This window comes from Acinetobacter sp. P1332, from assembly GCF_044057475.1.
Lineage (GTDB): Bacteria > Pseudomonadota > Gammaproteobacteria > Pseudomonadales > Moraxellaceae > Acinetobacter > Acinetobacter johnsonii.
This window is the reverse complement of record NZ_CP171157.1, coordinates 1,143,875-1,164,396: the sequence shown is the minus strand read 5'-3', so window position 1 is coordinate 1,164,396 and position 20,522 is coordinate 1,143,875. Positions and strand designations below refer to the sequence as shown.

19 protein-coding genes, 4 tRNA genes and 1 pseudogene are annotated in these 20,522 nt (G+C 42.1%); 4 read left to right on the top strand and 20 right to left on the bottom strand.

The genetic code is table 11. The annotated features are described in order from the left end of the window. Window positions 1–25: 25 nt before the first annotated feature. From ACFN7Z_RS05645 to ACFN7Z_RS05620, 6 genes are all read right to left on the bottom strand, one after another. Window positions 26–110: transfer RNA gene (locus ACFN7Z_RS05645), tRNA-Leu, on the bottom strand. 189 nt (window positions 111–299) lie between these two features. Then, window positions 300–384, bottom strand: a tRNA-Leu gene (locus ACFN7Z_RS05640). A 33-nt stretch (window positions 385–417) separates the two neighbouring features. Continuing rightward, window positions 418–491 (bottom strand) — tRNA-Trp (locus ACFN7Z_RS05635). 35 nt (window positions 492–526) lie between these two features. After that, window positions 527–611 (bottom strand) — tRNA-Leu (locus tag ACFN7Z_RS05630). A 107-nt stretch (window positions 612–718) separates the two neighbouring features. Beyond that, a complete protein-coding gene (locus ACFN7Z_RS05625) occupies window positions 719–1,543 on the bottom strand; it encodes a protein kinase domain-containing protein (protein WP_005400628.1) in 825 nt (274 codons plus the stop codon). Further along, on the bottom strand, window positions 1,518–3,029 hold the full coding sequence (locus ACFN7Z_RS05620) for a DUF3336 domain-containing protein (RefSeq protein ID WP_029575065.1): 1,512 nt from the start codon (window positions 3,027–3,029) through the stop codon (window positions 1,518–1,520). The genes ACFN7Z_RS05625 and ACFN7Z_RS05620 overlap by 26 nt, the downstream gene beginning before the upstream one ends. Before the next feature lie 204 nt (window positions 3,030–3,233). Between ACFN7Z_RS05620 and ACFN7Z_RS05615 the strand changes: the two genes are divergently transcribed. Further along, entirely contained in the window at window positions 3,234–4,106 is an 873-nt protein-coding gene (locus tag ACFN7Z_RS05615; RefSeq protein WP_159151650.1) for an ATP-binding protein, read from the top strand. Window positions 4,107–4,266: 160 nt separating this feature from the next. On the opposite strand, the pseudogene ACFN7Z_RS05610 reads toward ACFN7Z_RS05615, so the two are convergent. Then, window positions 4,267–4,935 (bottom strand): annotated as a pseudogene (locus ACFN7Z_RS05610) (isochorismatase family protein). A 545-nt stretch (window positions 4,936–5,480) separates the two neighbouring features. Further along, the gene (gene tsaD / locus ACFN7Z_RS05605) at window positions 5,481–6,497 is read right to left on the bottom strand and encodes a tRNA (adenosine(37)-N6)-threonylcarbamoyltransferase complex transferase subunit TsaD (RefSeq protein WP_010327091.1); all 1,017 of its coding nucleotides are present in this window, start codon (window positions 6,495–6,497) and stop codon (window positions 5,481–5,483) included. Between the two features lie 145 nt (window positions 6,498–6,642). Here tsaD and rpsU point away from each other — a divergent pair, with 145 nt between their 5' ends. Together rpsU and ACFN7Z_RS05595 are read left to right on the top strand one after the other, a co-directional pair. Further along, the gene (rpsU, locus tag ACFN7Z_RS05600) at window positions 6,643–6,858 is read left to right on the top strand and encodes a 30S ribosomal protein S21 (protein ID WP_001136722.1); all 216 of its coding nucleotides are present in this window, start codon (window positions 6,643–6,645) and stop codon (window positions 6,856–6,858) included. 33 nt (window positions 6,859–6,891) lie between these two features. Beyond that, complete coding sequence (locus ACFN7Z_RS05595; protein ID WP_004982206.1) at window positions 6,892–7,338, top strand: GatB/YqeY domain-containing protein; 447 nt, start codon at window positions 6,892–6,894, stop codon at window positions 7,336–7,338. 167 nt (window positions 7,339–7,505) lie between these two features. Here the strand turns inward: ACFN7Z_RS05595 and ACFN7Z_RS05590 are convergent, their stop codons facing one another. The 12 genes from ACFN7Z_RS05590 to ACFN7Z_RS05535 all read right to left on the bottom strand — a co-directional run bounded on the left by ACFN7Z_RS05590 (window position 7,506) and on the right by ACFN7Z_RS05535 (window position 19,881). Next, a complete protein-coding gene (locus ACFN7Z_RS05590; protein ID WP_010327092.1) occupies window positions 7,506–8,945 on the bottom strand; it encodes a M48 family metalloprotease in 1,440 nt (479 codons plus the stop codon). 84 nt (window positions 8,946–9,029) lie between these two features. Continuing rightward, the gene (locus ACFN7Z_RS05585) at window positions 9,030–9,998 is read right to left on the bottom strand and encodes a D-glycerate dehydrogenase (RefSeq protein WP_005400622.1); all 969 of its coding nucleotides are present in this window, start codon (window positions 9,996–9,998) and stop codon (window positions 9,030–9,032) included. Window positions 9,999–10,000: 2 nt separating this feature from the next. Further along, entirely contained in the window at window positions 10,001–10,666 is a 666-nt protein-coding gene (locus ACFN7Z_RS05580; RefSeq protein ID WP_005400621.1) for a hypothetical protein, read from the bottom strand. A gap of 120 nt (window positions 10,667–10,786) precedes the next feature. After that, a complete protein-coding gene (locus ACFN7Z_RS05575) occupies window positions 10,787–12,673 on the bottom strand; it encodes a M48 family metalloprotease (protein WP_029575066.1) in 1,887 nt (628 codons plus the stop codon). An 87-nt stretch (window positions 12,674–12,760) separates the two neighbouring features. Continuing rightward, window positions 12,761–14,296: an amidophosphoribosyltransferase gene (gene purF, locus ACFN7Z_RS05570; RefSeq protein WP_010327094.1), complete on the bottom strand. Its 1,536-nt coding sequence runs from the start codon at window positions 14,294–14,296 to the stop codon at window positions 12,761–12,763. 24 nt (window positions 14,297–14,320) lie between these two features. After that, window positions 14,321–14,905 (bottom strand): CvpA family protein, encoded by a 585-nt coding sequence (locus tag ACFN7Z_RS05565; RefSeq protein ID WP_004696270.1) that lies wholly within the window; start codon window positions 14,903–14,905, stop codon window positions 14,321–14,323. Further along, window positions 14,902–15,912, bottom strand: coding sequence for a quinone-dependent dihydroorotate dehydrogenase (locus ACFN7Z_RS05560; protein ID WP_010327095.1), 1,011 nt, complete (start codon window positions 15,910–15,912; stop codon window positions 14,902–14,904). Before ACFN7Z_RS05560 ends, ACFN7Z_RS05565 begins: the two co-directional genes overlap by 4 nt. A gap of 90 nt (window positions 15,913–16,002) precedes the next feature. After that, window positions 16,003–16,482 carry a type II secretion system protein GspM gene (gspM, locus tag ACFN7Z_RS05555; RefSeq protein WP_010327096.1) on the bottom strand — a complete coding sequence of 160 codons (480 nt, stop codon included), beginning with the start codon at window positions 16,480–16,482 and terminating at the stop codon, window positions 16,003–16,005. Beyond that, entirely contained in the window at window positions 16,482–17,621 is a 1,140-nt protein-coding gene (gspL, locus tag ACFN7Z_RS05550) for a type II secretion system protein GspL (RefSeq protein ID WP_010327097.1), read from the bottom strand. Before gspL ends, gspM begins: the two co-directional genes overlap by 1 nt. Window positions 17,622–17,650: 29 nt before the next feature. Next, window positions 17,651–18,106 (bottom strand): phosphoglycerate mutase family protein, encoded by a 456-nt coding sequence (locus ACFN7Z_RS05545; protein WP_005400615.1) that lies wholly within the window; start codon window positions 18,104–18,106, stop codon window positions 17,651–17,653. Between the two features lie 102 nt (window positions 18,107–18,208). Then, a complete protein-coding gene (locus ACFN7Z_RS05540) occupies window positions 18,209–19,282 on the bottom strand; it encodes an NAD(P)H-dependent glycerol-3-phosphate dehydrogenase (RefSeq protein WP_004982230.1) in 1,074 nt (357 codons plus the stop codon). A 23-nt stretch (window positions 19,283–19,305) separates the two neighbouring features. Further along, window positions 19,306–19,881 (bottom strand): nitroreductase, encoded by a 576-nt coding sequence (locus tag ACFN7Z_RS05535; RefSeq protein WP_005400613.1) that lies wholly within the window; start codon window positions 19,879–19,881, stop codon window positions 19,306–19,308. Window positions 19,882–20,113: 232 nt separating this feature from the next. Here ACFN7Z_RS05535 and ACFN7Z_RS05530 point away from each other — a divergent pair, with 232 nt between their 5' ends. Beyond that, window positions 20,114–20,494 carry a hypothetical protein gene (locus ACFN7Z_RS05530; RefSeq protein WP_004982234.1) on the top strand — a complete coding sequence of 127 codons (381 nt, stop codon included), beginning with the start codon at window positions 20,114–20,116 and terminating at the stop codon, window positions 20,492–20,494. Window positions 20,495–20,522 lie beyond the last annotated feature (28 nt).

Genomic DNA, 20,522 nt, shown 5'->3' with positions numbered 1-20,522 from the left:
AAACCATCTTAATTCAAATGATTTATGGTGGGGACGGAGAGACTCGAACTCTCACACCTTGCGGCGCTGGAACCTAAATCCAGTGCGTCTACCAATTTCGCCACGTCCCCAATGGCTGTGTATATTATAGCGATAGACACTATATGACAAGCGCTTTTATAAGCAATCACCCGCTTTTCTGTCATAAAATCAGCAGTTGAATCTATTTTTATGCTCGATCTATATAAAAAGGCTATTCAGCTCTTCACTAAATTTTAGGCAATAAAAAAGCAAGGTTTTATACCTTGCTTCATTACTGATGGTGGGGACGGAGAGACTCGAACTCTCACACCTTGCGGCGCTGGAACCTAAATCCAGTGCGTCTACCAATTTCGCCACGTCCCCATCAGGGTGCTAACTTTGCGTTAGACTTTAAGTTGGCAGAGGATCAAGGATTCGAACCTTGACGAACGGTTTTGGAGACCGTCATGCTACCATTACACCAATCCTCTATTGCCTTATAAACCATCTTAATTCAAATGATTTATGGTGGGGACGGAGAGACTCGAACTCTCACACCTTGCGGCGCTGGAACCTAAATCCAGTGCGTCTACCAATTTCGCCACGTCCCCAATGGCTGTGTATACTATAGGGATCATTTTCGCATGACAAGCAATTTTTAAGAAAAACACACTCATTTGATTAAATAAGAAACAAAAACTTTATACTTGGCTTTTTCTCATTCAATTTCAGTCATTAAGCATCGTTTTGCAGCCATGGTATTTTGCCATCTTTGGCTTTTTTGCTTAGCTAAAAGTCCATGTAATAATGGACTAAAACCCTGAAAAGGTTCTGGAAGTGCTATCTTCAAAAACTGACAGTGTAAATACGCCCAATCTTGGTAGCTTGATGCCTGCAAACGTTGATCAGTCAACCACTCAAGTAGAATGATCCCGAGTGCATACAGGTCGGTTTGTACGGTCTTTGCTTTACCATGAAATAATTCAGGTGCCATATAGCGCGGTGTCGCCGTTAGAGCCTTTTGACAGCTTATTTCACCAATTCTTTGGCTCTGCTCAAAATCAATTAATTTACATGTAGAACCGTCTAACAAAAAATGCGAAGCTTTTAAATCAGCATGAATCCACCCCATCTGATGTAATTCTTCAACTGCATTCAGCATTTTAAAAATGATATGAATGACATGATCACGACTTAACTGATGGGGATTCGCCATAAGTAATGATGGAACATCTTTTAAGATGAGTGCGACTTTCACCTGCTCTGAGTGAAGCTCAAAATTTTCAAGGATTTGCACTTCAGGCAAGAACTTCGGCAGTTGCAGCATCGCAAGTGCATGTTGATAAAAACTAAGTTCAGTGTCAAAGCCGTTAATTAGCGCCACATGCTCTGATAGCGACTGATACTTTAACCAATACCCCTGCCCTGCAACTTCAAAGCGATAAAGCCTTCGCCCCCAGCCCAAACGCTGAGTCGGAGTATGAAGCGACATCGCGAGAGCATTTAATTCTTGACGATTAAACTGCCAAGAATTCGGATTCATTCATCTCTGCCGTATCCAATGCAGTTAAGACCTCTAAACAATGTTGTATAGTTTTCCCGACACGAGCATGTGTTTCAATCATTGAGATTTTTGGCCAAGTTGCACGTTCGCCTTCACGTTGTAAGAGTTTAAATAAGTGTGGTCTTGGATTTTGCAGCATATAGCTATAATGGCGCAGGCCATATTTCCCTACAATGTTTACATCGCCATAATAACGCTGATCGACCACGCCATAGCCATGATCCAGTAAACGACGAATCGGTGGAATCATACCCACACGCTCACGGGCAAAGTCCATCACCCCTTTACTAATCACTTTACCCTGTCTGCGTACAATCCGTTCAGGCCAGCTCAACATGTCTTTCCGAAACCGCGCTTCATCTGACTGCATAAACGGCACCACATGCGGGTTCACTTGACTGGCAATGGTGTAGTTTAAATTGTATAAACGCGCCATTTTTTCCTGCGGAAAATCGCTACGCACGCTGCCATCAACCCAGCGAGTAGAAGACATATAGGGGGTATATAAGCCATCATGTCGTTTACTGGTGAGCTTGACTGGCGGAAATAGAATCGGCACTGCACAAGACGCGAGTACCGCACTCCATACCAATAAGTCAGGTGAAGTAAAGGTATTCATAATGCGTGGATTTTGTGAGGCATCATAAGGCGCAACCGCGACATTGTTATACAAGCCTGACTGCTTAAATGCCTCTTCAAAGGTAACGTCACCCAAATTTGCAATTAAAAAGTTTTTTAAATGCTTTACATCCGCTAAGCCGCCATTGCCCTTTAAGACCTCACGAAAGCCTCGAAACTGAAATGCGTCGGTGAAAAAGTTTTCACCATTTAAGATGCTCAGCATTTCTGCAGGCGTTGCTCGCCCCAGCATCGCTGTCATAATGGCACCCGCACTTGAACCAGACAGTACTTTCGGCATCAGGTCTTGCTCAAGCAAAGCCTTGCACACACCTGTATGAAACAGTCCTAATGTTGCACCACCTGAAAACATCATGGCCGGTTGGCCAAAGGCCTTTTGGCAGTGCTGAAAAAATTCAATTTTTTGCTGTTTATCTAAACATTGGCAATCCGTAGATGCTACAAATGCTAAACCCAAACTGACTTCTTCAATATAGTCTTCAATAATTTTTTTGGTGCCGACATAGGTTGCGGTAAACAACATGGGATGAGCAATATTGGCAATGTCGTAACTCAAACCTTCTCGTAGCAGGTACATCAAATCAGTCGTACGCTTTTGTTGGCGATAACGCTTCAACAAACCCAAACGATGGGTAATCACTTCTGCATCGAAATAAGGTGAACAGTTGTCATACTTCCACTCTTGCGCCCCTGACTCTTCATCAATTCTAAGTGCAATGCTTTTCCACTCAGTATAGTTGTCTGCCTGAGCCAATTGGTTTTTCAGTTTTTTGATTCGATAGGCTTGGTGCGGGTTGATTTCCCGTGTGAAATCTTTAAACAACATATTCATCCTCACCCACTTTTTTTGTTTTCCTAAAATTTCACTGACACGTTCAACCGTCAGTCTAACTGACTATGTGCAAATTATGTGAGCATTACAATTGCCATTTCAACCCTAAAATTGGCAAATCTACTCCACGTTAAGGGTTTGATGCGACTAAATCGGATGTTAAGATCGACGACAAGTGTAATTATAAGCTGATTAATCATGGCGACCATTGACCTACCGAACAATATCTTAGAAGCACTATCGACTGTACTCCAACAACTACAGCAAAGCCTACCAGAAGTTAAACAAGCACCTGATTTTTCAGCGATTGCCTTTAAATGGGAAAATGGCGAGTTAAAAGCCATTCATCAACTCAAACGAATCGAATTAAATGACTTAAAAGGCATTGAGCGTCAAAAAGAAAAAGTACTGCAAAACACAGAACAGTTTCTCAATGGTTTACCTGCCAATGACGTCCTGCTTACTGGCTCTCGCGGGACAGGCAAGTCCTCTATTGTGCGTGCTTTATTAACGGAATACGCAGAGCAAGGCTTAAGGCTGATTGAAATTGAACGTGATGATTTATCCGAACTGCCTGAAATTCAAAAGCTAATTGCAGAGCGCCCTGAAAAGTTTATTGTGTATTGTGATGACTTGGCTTTTAACGCCGAAGATGAAAACTATCGCAGTTTAAAAAGTGTGCTAGATGGGTCTTTGCAGTCAGTTTCAAGTAATTTTATTATTTATGCCACCAGTAACCGTCGTCATTTGCTGCCTGAGTTTATGCATGAAAACACGCCTGTGACTCGAGTCGACGTACCGCAGTACACTGAACTACATCCACAAGAAGCGATTGAAGAAAAAATTTCACTCTCCGATCGTTTTGGATTATGGCTCTCTTTTTATCCAATGGATCAAAACTTATATTTGGACATTGTGCAGCACTACTTAGCAAAAGCTCAAATCGCCATGGACGATATGGTACGAGCCGAAGCGCTTCGTTGGTGTCAAGCACGTGGACAACGCTCTGGACGTGCCGCGTATCAATTTTCTAAACACTGGGTCGGTTCACAACAATTAAAGCAACTTTAGTATAAAAATACTAATAGGAACTTAAGTATATATTTTATCTAATTTTTTACGACTAACAGTTCAGTCTAATCAAAGAAATAACCCAAATTCCGCATTAGAATTTGGGTTATTTCTTTGAAAAAATGAGGGATGAATATCAGTTCAAATAGGTTTGATCTGATTATTGATATTTATCTAAGTTTGTTTCTGGCCCATCTTTGACCACAGCTTGCGCTTTTGCATAACTCTCCATTAAGCATTTATATTCTGGGCAGACATGATCTGAAAGAATTTCGGCAAAACGGGAGCCTTCAGGACGGTTCCAAGTACGCATTAACTCGGCCACAATCGCAAAATTATCGGTTGGAATTGCGCCCGCTTGGGTCACACGAGCAATTTATGTATCTGTGGCTAATTTACTCCAGTTACCTGATGCATCCACAACACAATAGACGTTATAACCTTCTTTACGAGCGCTTACAGCAGGGAAAGTCATACATACACTGGTCAGCGTTCCAGCAATAATCAGTGTCTTTCTGCCCGTTTTTTTAACTTCATCTACAAATAATGGATTGTCCCAAGTATTAATTTGTCCAGTCCGTGGTACATAAACTGCATGCGGAGCAAAGTGGTGAATTTCAGGAATTAAAGGGCCATTGGGGCCATCAGGTACAGAAGCCGTAGTAATTACAGGTATATTTAATAAAGTTGCCGCTTTTGCAATTGCAATCACATAATTGCGTAAGTCGGGTACAGGTACATCGCGTACGGTATTAAAAAGTCCACTTTGATGATCAATCAGTAGAATTATCGAATCATCAGGGTCTAGCATTCCATTAGTAGCCGCCATGGGTAACACCTCTAAAATTTTCTTCTAATTATGTACTTCCATTGTTGTAATGAAAGTTCCTAAGACAGACCGTCATAGCTTTGTGATTTATACGACCAAGATATTTTTAACGAAATCTACATCTGCATTTCATATAAACTAAAGAATATCCTTAAGCTCAGGAAGCTAAATCATGTTACGTGTTGTAATTGGCCTTCGTGGCTTTGAGTTTTATCCCCGTATAGAAATAAAAACTTAAGAAAAATATAAATTCTCAATATTAATCAATATCTTAAAACCATATAAAATAGAATTTCAATTGAAGTCAAAATACTCAAAGTTTTAATCTTTTGAGATCAATCAAAAACTACGCTAGGCATACTTATCCCCAATTTCTATGGATAAACCTATGGGTAAATACTTTTAACTTGATGCTAAGCTACATTTAAATGAGTCAAAAAAATATTCTTAGAGTCTAAGCAGAGCATTTTTAACATCCCTTTGGTAAGACCTAAATGTAAAAAGCCCAACATTTCGTCGGGCTTTAGGCTTATCAAATGAAAGTCTTAGACTTCACTGGGATTGGTCAACTCAGTCATTGGCCAGCGAGGTGTTGTCGTTACAGCCAAACCGTCATGCTGCCCTGCTTTTAAGCGCTGATAACCAGCAAAAGCAATCATAGCGCCATTGTCCGTACAAAGTGCAGGTTCGGCATAGTAAACCTGAGCACGAATCTTGGTTAAATCTGCTTCCAAACGCTCACGTAAACGTTTATTTGCACTAACACCACCTGCAATCACTAAACGTTTCAAACCTGTTTGCTTCAACGCTTTCACAGATTTTTTAACTAAGGTATCCACGATGGCTTCTTGGAAACTCGCTGCAATATCCGCATCACGGTTTTCGTCACCGAGTTTTTTCATTTGCACAGATACGGCTGTTTTTAACCCACTGAATGAAAACTCCAAACCTTGATGCAGCATTGGGCGTGGGAAAGCAAAGGCATTCGGATCACCTTGCTCAGCCAGTTTTGAAATATTTGGGCCACCTGGATACGGTAATCCCATCATTTTCGCAACCTTATCAAAGGCTTCACCTGCAGCATCATCAATCGACTCCCCCAACAATTCATACTGTCCAATCCCATAGGCAGCCATCAATTGAGAATGTCCGCCTGAGACCAAAAGTGCTACAAAAGGAAATTCTGGCGGCGTTTCCGATAAAAGTGGTGCCAACATATGCCCTTCCATATGATGCACACCAATTGCAGGTTTATTTAAAGCAAAGGCCAAAGTTCGACCAAACAGCGCGCCTGTCATCAGCGCACCCATCAGACCAGGGCCACGCGTATATGCCACGGCATCAATTTCAGATTTTTTTACACCACTTTCTTCAAACAGTTGATTCATTAAAGGAATCAGCTTACGCACATGGTCACGCGATGCCAACTCCGGCACCACACCACCATACTCTGCATGCAGTTTAATTTGGCTGTACAGCACTTGCCCACGCAAACCCGACTCGCTGTCATAAAGGGCAAGTCCTGTTTCATCACAAGATGTTTCTAAGCCTAAAACGATCATTAAACTGCCTATAACCTGTATCAAATCTATTGCGTGAACCATTATAGACTTGTGGTATGAGATGTAAATGAGTAAAATACTGACCTTCACTTGTGATCAGGGCAATGTCGCCCAGATCTTATCCATAACTTAATGAGGATTCTTCATGCCACAAGTTAAATTGAAAGAAGGCGAACCAGTAGACGTAGCTATCCGTCGTTTCAAACGTTCATGCGAAAAAGCGGGCGTTTTAGCTGACGTTCGTAAGCGCGAATTCTACGAGAAACCAACTCAAGAACGTAAGCGCAAAAAAGCTGCTGCTGTTAAACGCTACCAAAAGAAATTGGCGCGTGAATCAGTACGTACTACTCGCCTTTACTAAGATTAATTTGTGATTGACTGCCTGGACTAAATAATGACTACTTTAAAAAGCCAAATAACTGAAGTTTTGAAAGCCACTATGCGTGCTAAAGAAATGGATAAGTTAACGGTAATTCGTGGTCTACAGGCAGCAATTAAGCAAATCGAAGTCGATGAGCGCAAAGAACTTGACGACGCTCAAGTTCTTGCGGTCATTGAAAAACAAATTAAACAACGTAAAGAATCGATCAAAGCCTTTGAAGGCGCTGGTCGAGAAGATTTAGCTAGTAAGGAACAAGCCGAACTTGAGGTTTTATCTCAATTTCTACCAGAAGCTATGACTGAGGAAGAACTTGATTCCATGATTGCGCAAACGATTGCAGCGCAAGAAGCTACTAGCATGAAAGATATGGGTAAGGTGATGAATTCTCTGCGTCCGCTCATAGCCGGGCGCGCCGATCCTTCTCAAGTTTCAGCAAAAATTAAAGCAAAACTGGCTTAATTTAAAAATCTTTAAATCGATTACGTTGAACTGACCTTAAAAAAGGCAGTTCAAAGTTTTACTTTATATAAAAATTATTATTCTTTTTATTTTATCTATTTATTCTCAGCTTCAAAACAGCTTCCGACTCATCTCTGTTTTATCCCTCTATTTGCAATACCACTTTTCTAAGCTCTAAATTGTCGATCCTTTTGCATTTGGGTTAAACGCGTTTTAATGGTCGCTGACATTGATTCATTATCTTTCGCTAAACGCTGAGCATGCAACAAAGATTTAATCGCTTCTTCTTCAAAGCCCGACCAGAACTGCACTTCAGCCCGATAGCGCAAAACATTAATGGTATGCATTGGCGACTTTTTATCTAAACTCGCAGCTTGCTGCATCAGTCTCCACGCATTCATATCACGCGGATTATTTTTCAAAAACCGATTGAGTACAGGCTGCGCAAGCTCAGGTCGATTCTGACGAATGTAAACTTCAGCCAATTTATAATTTAAAGCCCGATTTTCAGGCATGATGCTCGCAGGTGATTGAATCACGGTAAGAGCTTCATTCACCCGATTTTGTCCAAGTAAAATATCAGTTTGAATCAAGGTTTGTAGGTTATGTAATTTCTGATGTGACTTGGCCTGATCTAAGACTTGTTGAGCAAGTTTATAGTCACCTTGTTTAAGGTAAAAACTGGCCAAAGCCAGTTGTGCTGCATAACTGTTACGACTCACCAGCATCTGTAGTTGCTGTTCTGTCGCCTGATTCGAGATCACCATGGTATACAGCTTCAAGATTTCAAAGTCTTCATCACGCCAAGTAGATTTCACTTTAGGCAACTGATTCGCTCTAAGTCTTGCCTCACTCATCCGCTCAGTCGTGAGTGGGTGTGTGAACCAAAAGTCGGGTAAAAAACTCACTCGACTGGTTGCACGGTGCATCACTTCAAAAAAATCAGCCATACTTTGCGGGTTATAACCAGCGCTATACATATACTGCATCCCTATACGGTCAGCTTCACGCTCTTGGTTACGACTATAAGACAGCTGCTTGTCCATGAGTGCGGCTTGCGTACCAACCATGACCGCTGAACCGACATCACCATCGGCTTGAGACGCAACCAAAGCACCAACCAAAATCCCAGCCAGCGCGAGTAACCCCTGCCCCTTAAACGCCTCTTGCGAACGACTGTAGTGGCGCTGTGTGACGTGCGCAATTTCGTGCGCCATTACACCAGCAACTTCATCCATATTACTGGCATTGGTAATCAAACCAGCGTTTAATGCAAACAAACCACCCGGAACTGCAAAGGCATTAATTTGCGGGTCATTAATGACCACCAGACCTATGGGTTGACCAAGTTGGGTTTGACTCAAAATGCTTGAAAAAGCATTCATCAGTTGATCTTCTAGCCACGGATTTTGCGTAACAGGTAGCTGACGCTGTACTTCACGATAAACTTTTTCACCAATATAGCGCTCGTTATATTGATCAATAAAACCTATACCCGAACCAATCTCAGGCACATTAAACTGTGGGGCATTCGTAAGAAATTGACCTTCTGCAAAACCAACAGTCGAAATAAGACTTAAACTGCACGCACACAGAAAACGCTTCAACCCTCACCCCGACTTTATTTAAAGGAATCGAATGAATATAACATTGATAATTGAATGAAAATGCAATGAAGTGTTATCAAATTTTTATCTAAATTCAGGATTCACCACATATTGAGGTTGACCACCTTCCAATGCTTTCACCAAGTTTTGGTAAGCCAACTCAGCCATTTTTTTACGTGTTACAGACGTTGCAGAACCAATATGCGGCAACGTCACCACATTATGCAGCTGAAACAGCACTGAATCTTGCAAGGGTTCTTTCTCATAAACATCCAGCCCAGCTGCAAAAATTTGCTTTTGCTCCAGGGCCTGAATAAGTGCCTGCTCATCCACCACGGCACCACGCGAAATATTTACAAAAACAGCATGAGATTGCATTTTCTTAAAGGCTTCTGCATCAATCAAATGCTGCGTATGCGCGTTTAGATCAACCGCCACAACAATGAAGTCCGATTGCTGTAACAGCTCATCTAATTCGCAAAAACGTGCATTTAGGGGTTGTGCCAATTCTAATTTTTCTCGGCGCCCGTGATACAAAATATTCATATTGAAACCATGAAAACCCCGTCGCGCAATTGCCGCACCAATATTTCCTAAGCCTATAATACCCAATGTTTGACCAAATATTTCCTGACCAAATTGTGCCTGCCCGACAGTACGCGACCACTGACCTGTTTTGGTCCATTGATCTAAATAAGGCACTTGACGTGCCGCACTCATCAACAAAGTAAAGGCCAAATCGGCAGTCGTTTCAGTTAGCACATGAGGGGTGTGACTGAGCCAAATTTTTGCTTGGTTTAAGTAGTTCAAATCATAGTTGTCATAGCCAACACTGACACTAGATATAATTTTGAGCTGTTTCGCCGTTTCTAGGTTGTTTTGATTCAGTAAACGCCCTGCACCAATCATGGCATCCGCATCCGCAACTTGCTCGCGGATTTGCGTATTTACATCACCTGCTTTCGGGTTGATGACCACCACGTGATAACGCTGCTCTAGGCGCTGTAATACTTCTGCATCTATTTGACTAAAAACAACGACTTTCTGCTTCATACCTATTCCATATTTTGTTGTTTTGCTCGCATCATGTGCCACAGGGCTTTTTTAAGTAATGGCTGATCAAGCATTTCTTGTAAGCTTGCTGCTTGTGTGACTTTTATACCATTAGCATTTGGTATAGAGCCCAATGCAATAACAGTTTTACCCTGACTTAAACCATCAAAGAAACCTTGAATATAACTCTGGACACCGCGCCCATCTTGTAAGTTCAACAAAGGAAAAGGCCAAGTCAGCGCATACTTTTGCGCTGGTAAGGCTTGCACAATATTTTGCCACAGCTGCTGCTGCTCCAAGCTCAATTGTGTCGCTTCAATGACCAAGGCGCAGTGCTCCAAGGCAACAGCTTGCAACTGAAAAGCCTCAACATGGATGGCCTCTCGGACAATCTCTTCTTTTAATGCTGTAACAGTTTCTTGTTCAATCGGTTGTGTTGCAATTTCAGCAAGAGGCGCTGGATGTGGAAGCTTATTCTTTACAGGTGGATGTTCAGGAATGCTTTTGGCTTCGGGCTGAGACTGAGGTCGCACAATTTCAGAAATAATCTCAGTCGCGTTTTGATCTCGCCAGATCGATGTGGCTACATTTTGTTGAGACGGCAAAAAATCAGGAACCCACAAATCAATTCCTAAACTCGCCAAAACCTCACGCTGATGCCCGATCATCTTATACCTTCACACTTAATTCAGTGCATATTCTATCGAGAAATGCCTAGAGATGCTGTTCTTTTCACATTATATTCGCATAGACAGTATGCAAATACTAAGAACGCATTAAACCCTCAATTAAACAATCATCAAGCGATTCTTCTTTTGCATTTGTTCAACAATCTCTTCACTGTCAAAACCGAGACGCCAATAGAGCAACTCCAGAACATCCTGCTCATCTTGAGTAATAATGCGGTCATTCCATAAACAAATTTCAGCCACTCCCAAAATACTCAAACGATCTCGCAGCAGCAACCCTGCCATATCATTTAAAATTTCAGCCAAATCAATCGGCTCATCTGAAATTTCCGCATACTGCTCCAACTCTTGCACAGTTAAAACTCGACGCAAGATTTTCTCTCGTACTTCCAGCTGTGTTTCACTATTGATTTGTTGCACATGCAACAAAGCATCAATTAAACGCACAATCTGCGGTTTAACTTCATCTAGGGCCGCAGGTGTATGTACAGGCAACAAATTCAACTCAAACTTGACCCGTTCAAGTAGCAGTGCATCCAACAGTCCAATTTCACCGTCTTCTTGAATAATCCTCGCCAACTTTAATAAAAACTGGCGTGCAATTGTCGCTGGCATGCCACCAATATTTCGGCATGCCTCATGGAAAATTGAAATATGAACACGACCATCTAAGTTTAACAATGAATCAACAATGGCACGGCTGACTTCAGCCTCAGCAGGAATAAACTCACGGAATTGCCGAATCATCAAAATCGCGACCATCAGCTCGCGTGAACCTGTTGCGGTCTGTAAAGCACGCTGAATTAGCTCTGGACGTTCAATATGCGCACGTACTTCAGGGTTAAGCGGTTTAATTGCATCTTTAATGGCAAAACTAATCGGAGACAGTCGTAATAAGGGCAAAGGCTGCGGTGAAGTCCAAGGGGCTTGAAAATCCGCGTACTGCTCTTCTAAGGAACGAAACAAACCAAATAACGGACGGTTGCGCAGTTTTTGTAGATTTTCCAACTGTATCTCTTGAACCAAATTCGGATTCATTTCATAAATACGTTCTTCAATACTTGGATGAATATTCATCCAACTTTGTGCACTTAATGAGTTGGCAAAACACATGTGTGCAATCGACTCAGAATATTCACTGTGAATTTGCGAACCTGCGTGATGCACATAGATACGCATCAAGGTTTGAATATTGGCATCATTTTGCATCAGGCGACGTGTTTTCATATCATTTTTTAAAGTACGCCCCCCCAACGTCAGAAACTTAATGCAGCGGGTAACCAGCACCCCCAAACTACCAATCAGCCAAATCACACCACCTGTTGCGACAAAAGTGGTTTCAAAACTTTGCGATTTTTTATGATGAGTTGAAAATCCCAATTTAGCAATTTTACTGCCCCACTGACTAAAGGTGGTGAGAGCACTATATAGAATTTTTAACCGTGTGTTTTCAGCGGTCTCACCTGATAAAATTTGATTAAACTCATGATTCAATAACCCCGTCAGCTCAAGCTCATCAAGATTTTGCAGGGCGCCCCACGTTAAAATAATCGCAATATCTTTGGGATAAAAACCAGCGGTTAATGCATTCACCCCCACTTCATCGGGCAAAACGTACACAGCAGGCGTTTCAATTAAAAAAGTATCAGCTAGTTTTTCTGTAATTTTCAGTGCAATACTTTCTTCTGGTGTACTTTCAATCAAACTTAAACGTCGTGCACGCAGTTGCTTGGCAAGACTGTGTCCACCCGAACGGAACACATACAACTCATATACCACGGAATAACTCATCACCAAGAGCAATAAACCAATGATATAAATACTCAAGCTGTGCCAAAAAATGCTTTGACTCGAATCAAAATAAAAAACCAGCAGCCCAGCCACAGTATTTAAAATAAATAGCGACAAAAGTACCGCCAGCAAGCAGATACTGGCAGACCACAACATGTTTTTATTCTTTATGATTGAATAACTTACACCCTTCAATGTAAATCCCTTTTCTTACATTGTTTGAATCAAACCATCATAAATGAAAAAAGCGGGAAACTCCCGCTTTTCTCAAATCTAAATCAATTAGACTTCTTTCACACCTGTCAAATCAACGGAAGCTGCATCAATATTGACATCAATATAGCTGTCTTTCTTTTTCGATGTTTCACGACGTTTCGCTTGTAATTCATCTAAATAAGCTTCATCGATACCACCAGCAACATATTTACCATCAAATACCGAGCAATCAAACTCTTGTAAATCTGGCACTTTGCTGGTACGCACAGCTGCTTTTAAGTCTTCCAAATCTTGGAAAATTAGACGATCTGCACCAATAATTTCACGAATTTCTTCAACTGTACGCTCAGATGCAATCAGCTCTTCTTTTGCTGGCATATCAATGCCATACACATTTGGATATTTCACCATCGGCGCAGCAGAAGCAAAGAAGACTTTTTTCGCACCCGCATCACGTGCCATTTGGATAATTTCGTTACACGTAGTACCACGTACAATCGAGTCATCCACCAAAAGTACATTTTTACCTTGGAACTCAAGTTCAACAGGGTTCAACTTTTGACGTACTGATTTTTTACGCAATTGCTGACCCGGCATAATGAAGGTACGGCCAATGTAGCGGTTCTTCATAAAGCCTTCACGGAACTTCACGCCCAACATATTTGCCAGTTCAAGTGCAGAGGTACGCGATGTATCTGGAATTGGGATCACGACATCAATATCGTGCTCTTCACTCCACTCCGTCAGGATTTTCTGCGCAAGCTTTTCGCCCATTTTTAAACGTGCTTTGTAGACTGAAATGCCATCAATAATCGCATCTGGACGCGCAAAGTAAACATATTCAAAAATACATGGGCGGTATTCAGGCGCTTCAGCACACTGCTTGGTAAACATCTGCCCTTGTGAGTCGATAAAGATCGCTTCACCCGGCGCAATATCACGCTCAACTTTAAAGCCGAGTGCCGTAATAGCGACAGACTCAGATGCAATGATATATTCCATACCAGCATCAGTTTCACGCGAACCGTAAATCAGTGGACGAATACCATTTGGATCACGGAAGCCGACTAAGCCATACCCAGTAAGCATTGCAACTACAGCATAACCACCTTTACAGCGTTCATGTACTTTACTAACGACATGAAAAATGTCGTCTGCTGTAGGCATCAATTTGCCGCGTTTTTGCAACTCATGCGCAAACACGTTTAAAAGTACTTCTGAGTCTGAATCCGTATTCATATGACGTAAGTCTGTTTTAAACAGATCGTCATGAATTTCTTCAGCATTGGTTAAGTTACCATTATGCGCCAACGTGATCCCGTAAGGTGAGTTCACATAAAAGGGCTGCGCTTCAGCGCTGCTCGATGAACCCGCAGTAGGATAACGCACATGCCCAATACCATAGTTACCTTGTAATGCACGCATATGGCGAGTGTGGAACACATCACGAACCATGCCATTGTCTTTACGTAAGAATAAACGACCTTCGTGGCAGGTTACTATCCCAGCTGCATCTTGCCCACGATGTTGTAACATCGTTAATGCATCAAACAACATTTGGTTAACAGCTGATTTACCAGCTATACCAACTACTCCACACATAGCAACCTCGCAGACAAGCTAGGATTAATAAAAAGGATTATTTGTTGACTCACCCTGTCCCTCAGCATTTTTCGAGGAAATTTTCGGTGAAGAATCTGAAGATACATGTGTATCTTTAGACTTGATATGTGACATCGCCTCGCTTGCAGCCTCTTTAGAAAGCTCCATCGCCCAAGGCGCGTAAGGCAAAAGTGTTTGGACAAATTTGGATTGTCTCCAATATGGAGAGCTTTCAACCCAAGACCCGACACCTTGCATCGTAATCAGAACAATTAACAACCCTTTTAATGAACCAAAAGCACCTCCGGCTAATCGATTCAAAGGCCCGAGTTTTAAACTCTTCAATATGTTATTCAGTAATGCCGTGACTATCCACGTCAAAACCACAATAACCAATACAATAAATGCAAAAGCTGCAATTTTTTGAACCACTGGATCTTCACTGAGTGAGACCATCGAAGGTGCTAGGACACTTGCAAATTTAGCACCAACAATTAGCGCTAAAATCCATCCTATCAAGTTCGCAAAGGCTTTAACAAATCCTTGACGCAAACCGTTGAGCCCTCCAATGAGCAATACAATCAATATGAAGATATCAATGGCATTCATGTTGTTTTCATTGCAGAGACGCAGTCTTGAATTAAGGTTGGTCCTGTATAGATGAGGCCACTATAAACTTGTACAAGGTTTGCCCCTGCATTTTGTTTTGCAAGCGCCTGCTCACCCGACAAAATCCCACCCACACCAATCAAAGGAATCTGACCATTTAAAACCTCAGCAAAGGCTTTTAAACACGCTGTACTTTTCTCAAACACAGGCGCACCAGATAAACCACCCGCTTCATCACCAAAAGGTAAGTTTTCCACCCCTTCACGAGACAAAGTCGTATTGGTCACAATCAGACCATCAATTTTAAACTGAAGCAGTTGTTTCGCAATAAATTGAATATCTTCCGCTTCCAAATCTGGTGCAACTTTCAGCACCAAGGGTACATAGTGCTGCTGCTCTTCAGCCAACTCTAACTGACGTTTTTTCAGCGTCTCTAGCAGCTCGGTTAAAGCATCACCACTTTGCAAACTACGCAGGTTTTTAGTATTTGGAGAAGAAATGTTAACGGTAATATAAGACGCATAGTTATAGACTTTTTCTAAACAAATGAGATAGTCATCTACTGCTTTTTCGACTGGGGTATCCGCATTTTTGCCGATATTAATCCCCAAAACACCTTTAAATTTTGCCGCTTTGACATTTTCAATCAATTGATCCACACCAGCGTTGTTAAAACCCATACGGTTAATAATGGCTTTAGCTTGTGGGATACGGAATAAACGCGGTAAAGGATTGCCCTGCTGTGGACGCGGAGTAATGGTTCCAATTTCAATAAAACCAAACCCTAGACCTGCCAGTGCGTCAATATAAGCACCATTTTTATCTAGACCAGCAGCCAAACCTACAGGATTGGGGAACTCGATGCCCATACATGTCACCGGTTTAGCCGCTATATTTTGACGCATTAAGCCTAGCTTATGCGTTGATTTCAATAGCGATAGTGTTAGCTCATGTGCACGCTCTGGTGCTAAAGTAAACAACAAAGGGCGGGCAAGAGAATACAACATATCTGTAAAAGTCTACTGCTTTTTAAGTCGCCATATTATAGGCATAGCCTCGCTAAAACACCATGCTTCGTCTGGCTTTATTTTTAGCGATTATTTAACGCTAGCCGATAATTTAATCTGCCCTGCATCTGGGACCAACTCCATTTTTTCAATACTCAAACCATTTTGCGTCAGTTGGGTCAAAAAGTTGGCCAACACCACATAGTTTGCGTGGCTTACCACCAACTGAATTTGTTCAGCATTCTGCTGCGAAGCAACCGACAAACCTTGCTGCTGTGCAATACGTTGGATCTGCTCCATCGGAGTCAGTTGCCCATCTGAGCTCGATTTCATGGTGACTGCATTGCTCTGCATCCATGTCATGGTTTCTTTGAGCTGGTTCACGCGTTTTTGCTGTTTCTCTGCCGCAGCATGGGTATACCAAAGCGCAGTCCCTATCGAGGTCACCAAGACAAAAATGACCAAGAAGATGGCTAATACACGGTCGCGCGGTGTAAGACGATCAAAATAAGCACTGATCAGCTCTAAACGCTGATCCAAAACAGTTTGTAAATTTTGCATGGCTTTCATTATTGTATTTTCACCATTCCAATTGCCCCACCCGTGGTCGGCTGAATATTGCCTAATTCAACCTGAAAACCCTGTTGATTAAGCTGCTGAGTGAGTGTCTGTAAAGCCTCTGCCGAGTTGGCTTTAAGTTGCATATTTAGGCTATTCGCTTCATACACCACCTGATTCGCCACAATTTGCTGTTGCATGAGCACAGGCCCAACGCGACTCAATAAAGACAAAGCTTGAGCATCCGCTTGTTTATTCATATTCAGTTGATATTCAAACTGGCTGCGCAGGGTTTGCTCGCTCACAGGATAATTCGCACCAAACCAATATTTAAATTGGTCGACCGCCTGAGCAGCCACTTGCTCTGCAAGCTTCTGATTTTGATACCAACGGGTCGCATCGTAGGTCAGTTGCGTCACAATCAATGTAGCCAATACCGCTGCACAGGCTTTCCAATAGCCCGTTGAAACATGTTGCTCTTTCACCTTCGGCAAAAGATTCCATGGATGTTGTTTTGCTCTTGGCAATGCCGCCCATTCATAATGGAAAGACTCAAGCTGCTCCTGCGTCACACTGGCGTTTAAGCTATGCATGTGTGAAGCACTAAAGTTACAAATCTTATATTTTTGGTTGACTGCTTGATAATCTAAAAATACAGCAAGATCATCAATTGATCCGCCCAACCAAGTATTAGCGCGAAACAGAAGTCGCTCTTCAACATAGCCCAAGATTACCTGTTCTGCGTCAGGCACAGGCAAAATCAGAAAATCAGGCAATAGACTGACCAGCTTCACAGGAATCAAACTCAAGGCATGCTGCAAAGTCTCTAAACGATGCTTTGAAATACCCAAAACAGTGAGTTGCTCAGGCACTTGAAAGTGATGTAATACTTTCATCTGTTCGATTGAGCTCAATACATATTCTTCGAGCAAATACTTCACACCTTCAGCCCCCAACTGCTTGTATTGGGCCTTAGGCATATTTTGCTGAATAATTTGCACATCACGGCTTGGAAAGAAAACAGTTGCTTCCTCACCATGATGCGCTTGTATATCTTGGATCAATTGCTCAAGTGTATGAGCAGATTGCCATCTTTCCCCTATAGACCAGTGCCATGTTCCATCGGCTTCGGGCATCCAAATTTGCAACATGTATTATATTCTGCCGTTTTAATTGGTTTTTATATGCTAGGTATAAATGCTTTTGTTTGTGTCGACAAGCCTTCCGCGATAACTGCTTGCTCATAAATCCGCGCTTCAGCCAAAGCATAAGGATTGAAAGATTCTGTCACCAAAATCGAAGCCATATGCGCCACCACATTCATATGGCACACCACCACAATAGACTCATACGGCAAATGTGATAACCATTCCACAGCCGCTTTTGCATCATCATCTGGCTTAATGGTATTACAGATTACAACAGGTACATCCGCAAAGTGCTGTTTGATGTGTGCCAATGTTTCCTGCGCACGCAGCAATGGGCTAACCACAAAGACATCTGGTTGGATACGCGACTTTAAAAAGTCAGCAGTTTGCTCCGCTTGTGCATGCCCACGTTCGGTGAGTGGGCGTTTAGTGTCATTCCCCATGATCGGTGGCGCAGCTTCACCATGACGTACCAAAGTCAGTTGCATAAAAAATCCTTATTCAAATCCTGATTATTTTAATTAATTTTTATGACAATTCAGTCACTCTATCCACTTAAACGCTCATCTTATTTCGGTTTTTAAGTGACTTTAAACCTCATGATGCGGCAAGACAAACTCCACATCACTGCGGTGTCCATTTTTCATTAAGGATAATGCAATTGTCATTGGTGGCGCATTTTCAAAAATAACACTGTATAAAGCACTGGTAATCGGCATATACACATCTAGCTCTTCAGAACGTGCTTTGACTTGTACAATGGTGTTAATGCCTTCTGCTGTTTGTCCCAATTCAGTGGTCGCCTGTTCCAAACTCTTGCCTTGCCCCAGTGCAAAACCGACTTGATAGTTGCGACTCAGTGGACTGCTACACGTTGCAAATAAATCACCGACACCAGACAAACCTAAGAAGGTCAGTGGATTTGCTCCCAACTTCACAGCAAAACGACTCATTTCCGCCAAAGCACGAGTCAAAATCATACTCTTGGTATTTTCACCGACTTTGTATGCAGCAGCCATTCCCATCGCAACCGCATAAATGTTTTTAAGCGCACCGCCGAGTTCTACACCATGCACGTCATCACTGGCGAAAACACGGAACAAGGCACTATGCAAAGCTTGCTGTACCGCATAACGCACCAAGTCAGACTGGCTTGCAATGACCGTCCCAGCTGGTTGTCCTGCCACAATTTCCTTGGCCAAGTTTGGCCCAGATAACACGCCATAAGGCACTTCTGGTAGCTCTGAGCGAATAATGTCACTCATAAAACTAAAAGTATTCGCTTCAATACCCTTGGTCAAAGACACCACTGCTTGCGAAGTAATAAACGGTTTGATTTGTTTAAGGACATCACGGAAAGAATGACTCGGAATCGCCACCAAAATAATGTCGCGATCACGAACAGCCTCTTCTATATTTGAAACTGCACGTAAACCATCTTCAAGTTTAAAATCGGGCAAATAGCGTTTATTTACGTGCGTCGCATTGATATCAGCTGCAACGGCTTCATCACGAATCCAAATCATGGTATCGCAGCCATTACGAACCGCGGTATTCGCCATGGCCGTCCCAAAACTACCACCACCCAAAACTGTAATACGTAGTGCCGTTTTTTGATCTACTGCTACAGGTTCAACCAAATCTGAAAACTTTAACTCTGACATTATTTTTATATCCTAAAATGGAACTATTGATTCCAATAACTTACATAATCTTGGGTTTGAATTTCAGCACGTGGCGGAATCGCTTTAACTGCCGTACCAATATATAAAATACCTGAGATCAAATCATCTGCGCTGAGGCCTAGAACCTGTTTGAAATGCACCGATTCCACCACTGCCCCACTACGCCACATACTCGAAAAACCTTGAGCTTGTAAGGACAAAATAAAATTCTGAATAGCCGCCCCACTACTTAAAGTCTGCTCAAAATTAGGGACTTTCGGATGCGATTGAAATTTAGTCAGTGCCAAAACCAGTAATGGGGCACGAAAAGGATGATTTTTAACACGCTCTAATTGTGCTGATTCCGTTTCGCCCAAATCAGCCAAGGCTTGTGATAATAACTCACCAAATGCCTCACGTTGATCTTCAGCAATTACGATAAAACGTGTCGGCTTTAAACGATGATGATCTGGTGCAGTCAATGCGGCTTGAAATGCCCGCTCTAATTGTTCTGCATTGGGAGCAGGCTCGACCAAATGGCCAATCGATTGACGTTGATGCATATTCTGGTGAACGATATCTACCGCGAGTTCCGTCATTAGGCTCTTAATCTTTCAAATTAAACAATACGTTTTAGAGTAGCACACTCTGAAAAGTTTGCTCTAGGGCTTCAGTATGAAATACCGAGTTTCGGCAAAACTAATTTTAAAATTTTGAGCACTTTTCAAACTGTTCGATAAGACTGCATTTTTCATACATTTCTTACATGATTCATCCTACAAGCTATGTTCCAATAAACAATGATTTAATAAAACATGACTGGGGTATGAAATGAAAAAGAATATCGCTATTGCTGGAGCAGCAGCACTAACACTACTTCTAAGCGCTTGCGCATCGACACCAAGCAACTCTTTAGCGATCCAAAAAGCTGACAATCAATACGAAGTTACGGGTATTGGTAAAACTGCATTGATTGCAAAAAACAACGCCATTGAAGCAGCAGCTAAAACGTGTGGCTCTAAAGCAACGGCGATTGTGAGTGATGAAAAAACCGAATATCAAGGCGCTTTAAAAGGCGTGGTGAGCGATGAAACTGGAAAAATGATCCAAGCAGCTGCTTCAGTACTGGGTTCTATTTCGGGTACAAACTCAGGCATTAACCAAGACAGTGACTATCAAACAATCCTGACTTTTTCGTGTAAAGCAAAATAAAGATACCATCAAAAAAACCGCTCATCTG

Excerpts from the sequence above, each read along its gene's own strand:
- ACFN7Z_RS05625 (WP_005400628.1), bottom strand. The coding sequence starts at position 1,543 with ATGAATCCGAATTCTTGGCAGTTTAATCGTCAAGAATTAAATGCTCTC.
- ACFN7Z_RS05530 (WP_004982234.1), top strand. The coding sequence starts at position 20,114 with ATGAAAAAGAATATCGCTATTGCTGGAGCAGCAGCACTAACACTACTT.
- ACFN7Z_RS05585 (WP_005400622.1), bottom strand. The coding sequence starts at position 9,998 with ATGAAGCAGAAAGTCGTTGTTTTTAGTCAAATAGATGCAGAAGTATTA.
- ACFN7Z_RS05540 (WP_004982230.1), bottom strand. The coding sequence starts at position 19,282 with ATGTCAGAGTTAAAGTTTTCAGATTTGGTTGAACCTGTAGCAGTAGAT.
- rpsU (WP_001136722.1), top strand. The coding sequence starts at position 6,643 with ATGCCACAAGTTAAATTGAAAGAAGGCGAACCAGTAGACGTAGCTATC.
- gspM (WP_010327096.1), bottom strand. The coding sequence starts at position 16,482 with ATGAAAGCCATGCAAAATTTACAAACTGTTTTGGATCAGCGTTTAGAG.
- purF (WP_010327094.1), bottom strand. The coding sequence starts at position 14,296 with ATGTGTGGAGTAGTTGGTATAGCTGGTAAATCAGCTGTTAACCAAATG.
- ACFN7Z_RS05615 (WP_159151650.1), top strand. The coding sequence starts at position 3,234 with ATGGCGACCATTGACCTACCGAACAATATCTTAGAAGCACTATCGACT.
- ACFN7Z_RS05535 (WP_005400613.1), bottom strand. The coding sequence starts at position 19,881 with ATGACGGAACTCGCGGTAGATATCGTTCACCAGAATATGCATCAACGT.
- ACFN7Z_RS05565 (WP_004696270.1), bottom strand. The coding sequence starts at position 14,905 with ATGAATGCCATTGATATCTTCATATTGATTGTATTGCTCATTGGAGGG.
- tsaD (WP_010327091.1), bottom strand. The coding sequence starts at position 6,497 with ATGATCGTTTTAGGCTTAGAAACATCTTGTGATGAAACAGGACTTGCC.
- ACFN7Z_RS05545 (WP_005400615.1), bottom strand. The coding sequence starts at position 18,106 with ATGCAACTGACTTTGGTACGTCATGGTGAAGCTGCGCCACCGATCATG.
- ACFN7Z_RS05580 (WP_005400621.1), bottom strand. The coding sequence starts at position 10,666 with ATGATCGGGCATCAGCGTGAGGTTTTGGCGAGTTTAGGAATTGATTTG.
- ACFN7Z_RS05560 (WP_010327095.1), bottom strand. The coding sequence starts at position 15,912 with ATGTTGTATTCTCTTGCCCGCCCTTTGTTGTTTACTTTAGCACCAGAG.
- ACFN7Z_RS05595 (WP_004982206.1), top strand. The coding sequence starts at position 6,892 with ATGACTACTTTAAAAAGCCAAATAACTGAAGTTTTGAAAGCCACTATG.
- ACFN7Z_RS05620 (WP_029575065.1), bottom strand. The coding sequence starts at position 3,029 with ATGTTGTTTAAAGATTTCACACGGGAAATCAACCCGCACCAAGCCTAT.
- gspL (WP_010327097.1), bottom strand. The coding sequence starts at position 17,621 with ATGTTGCAAATTTGGATGCCCGAAGCCGATGGAACATGGCACTGGTCT.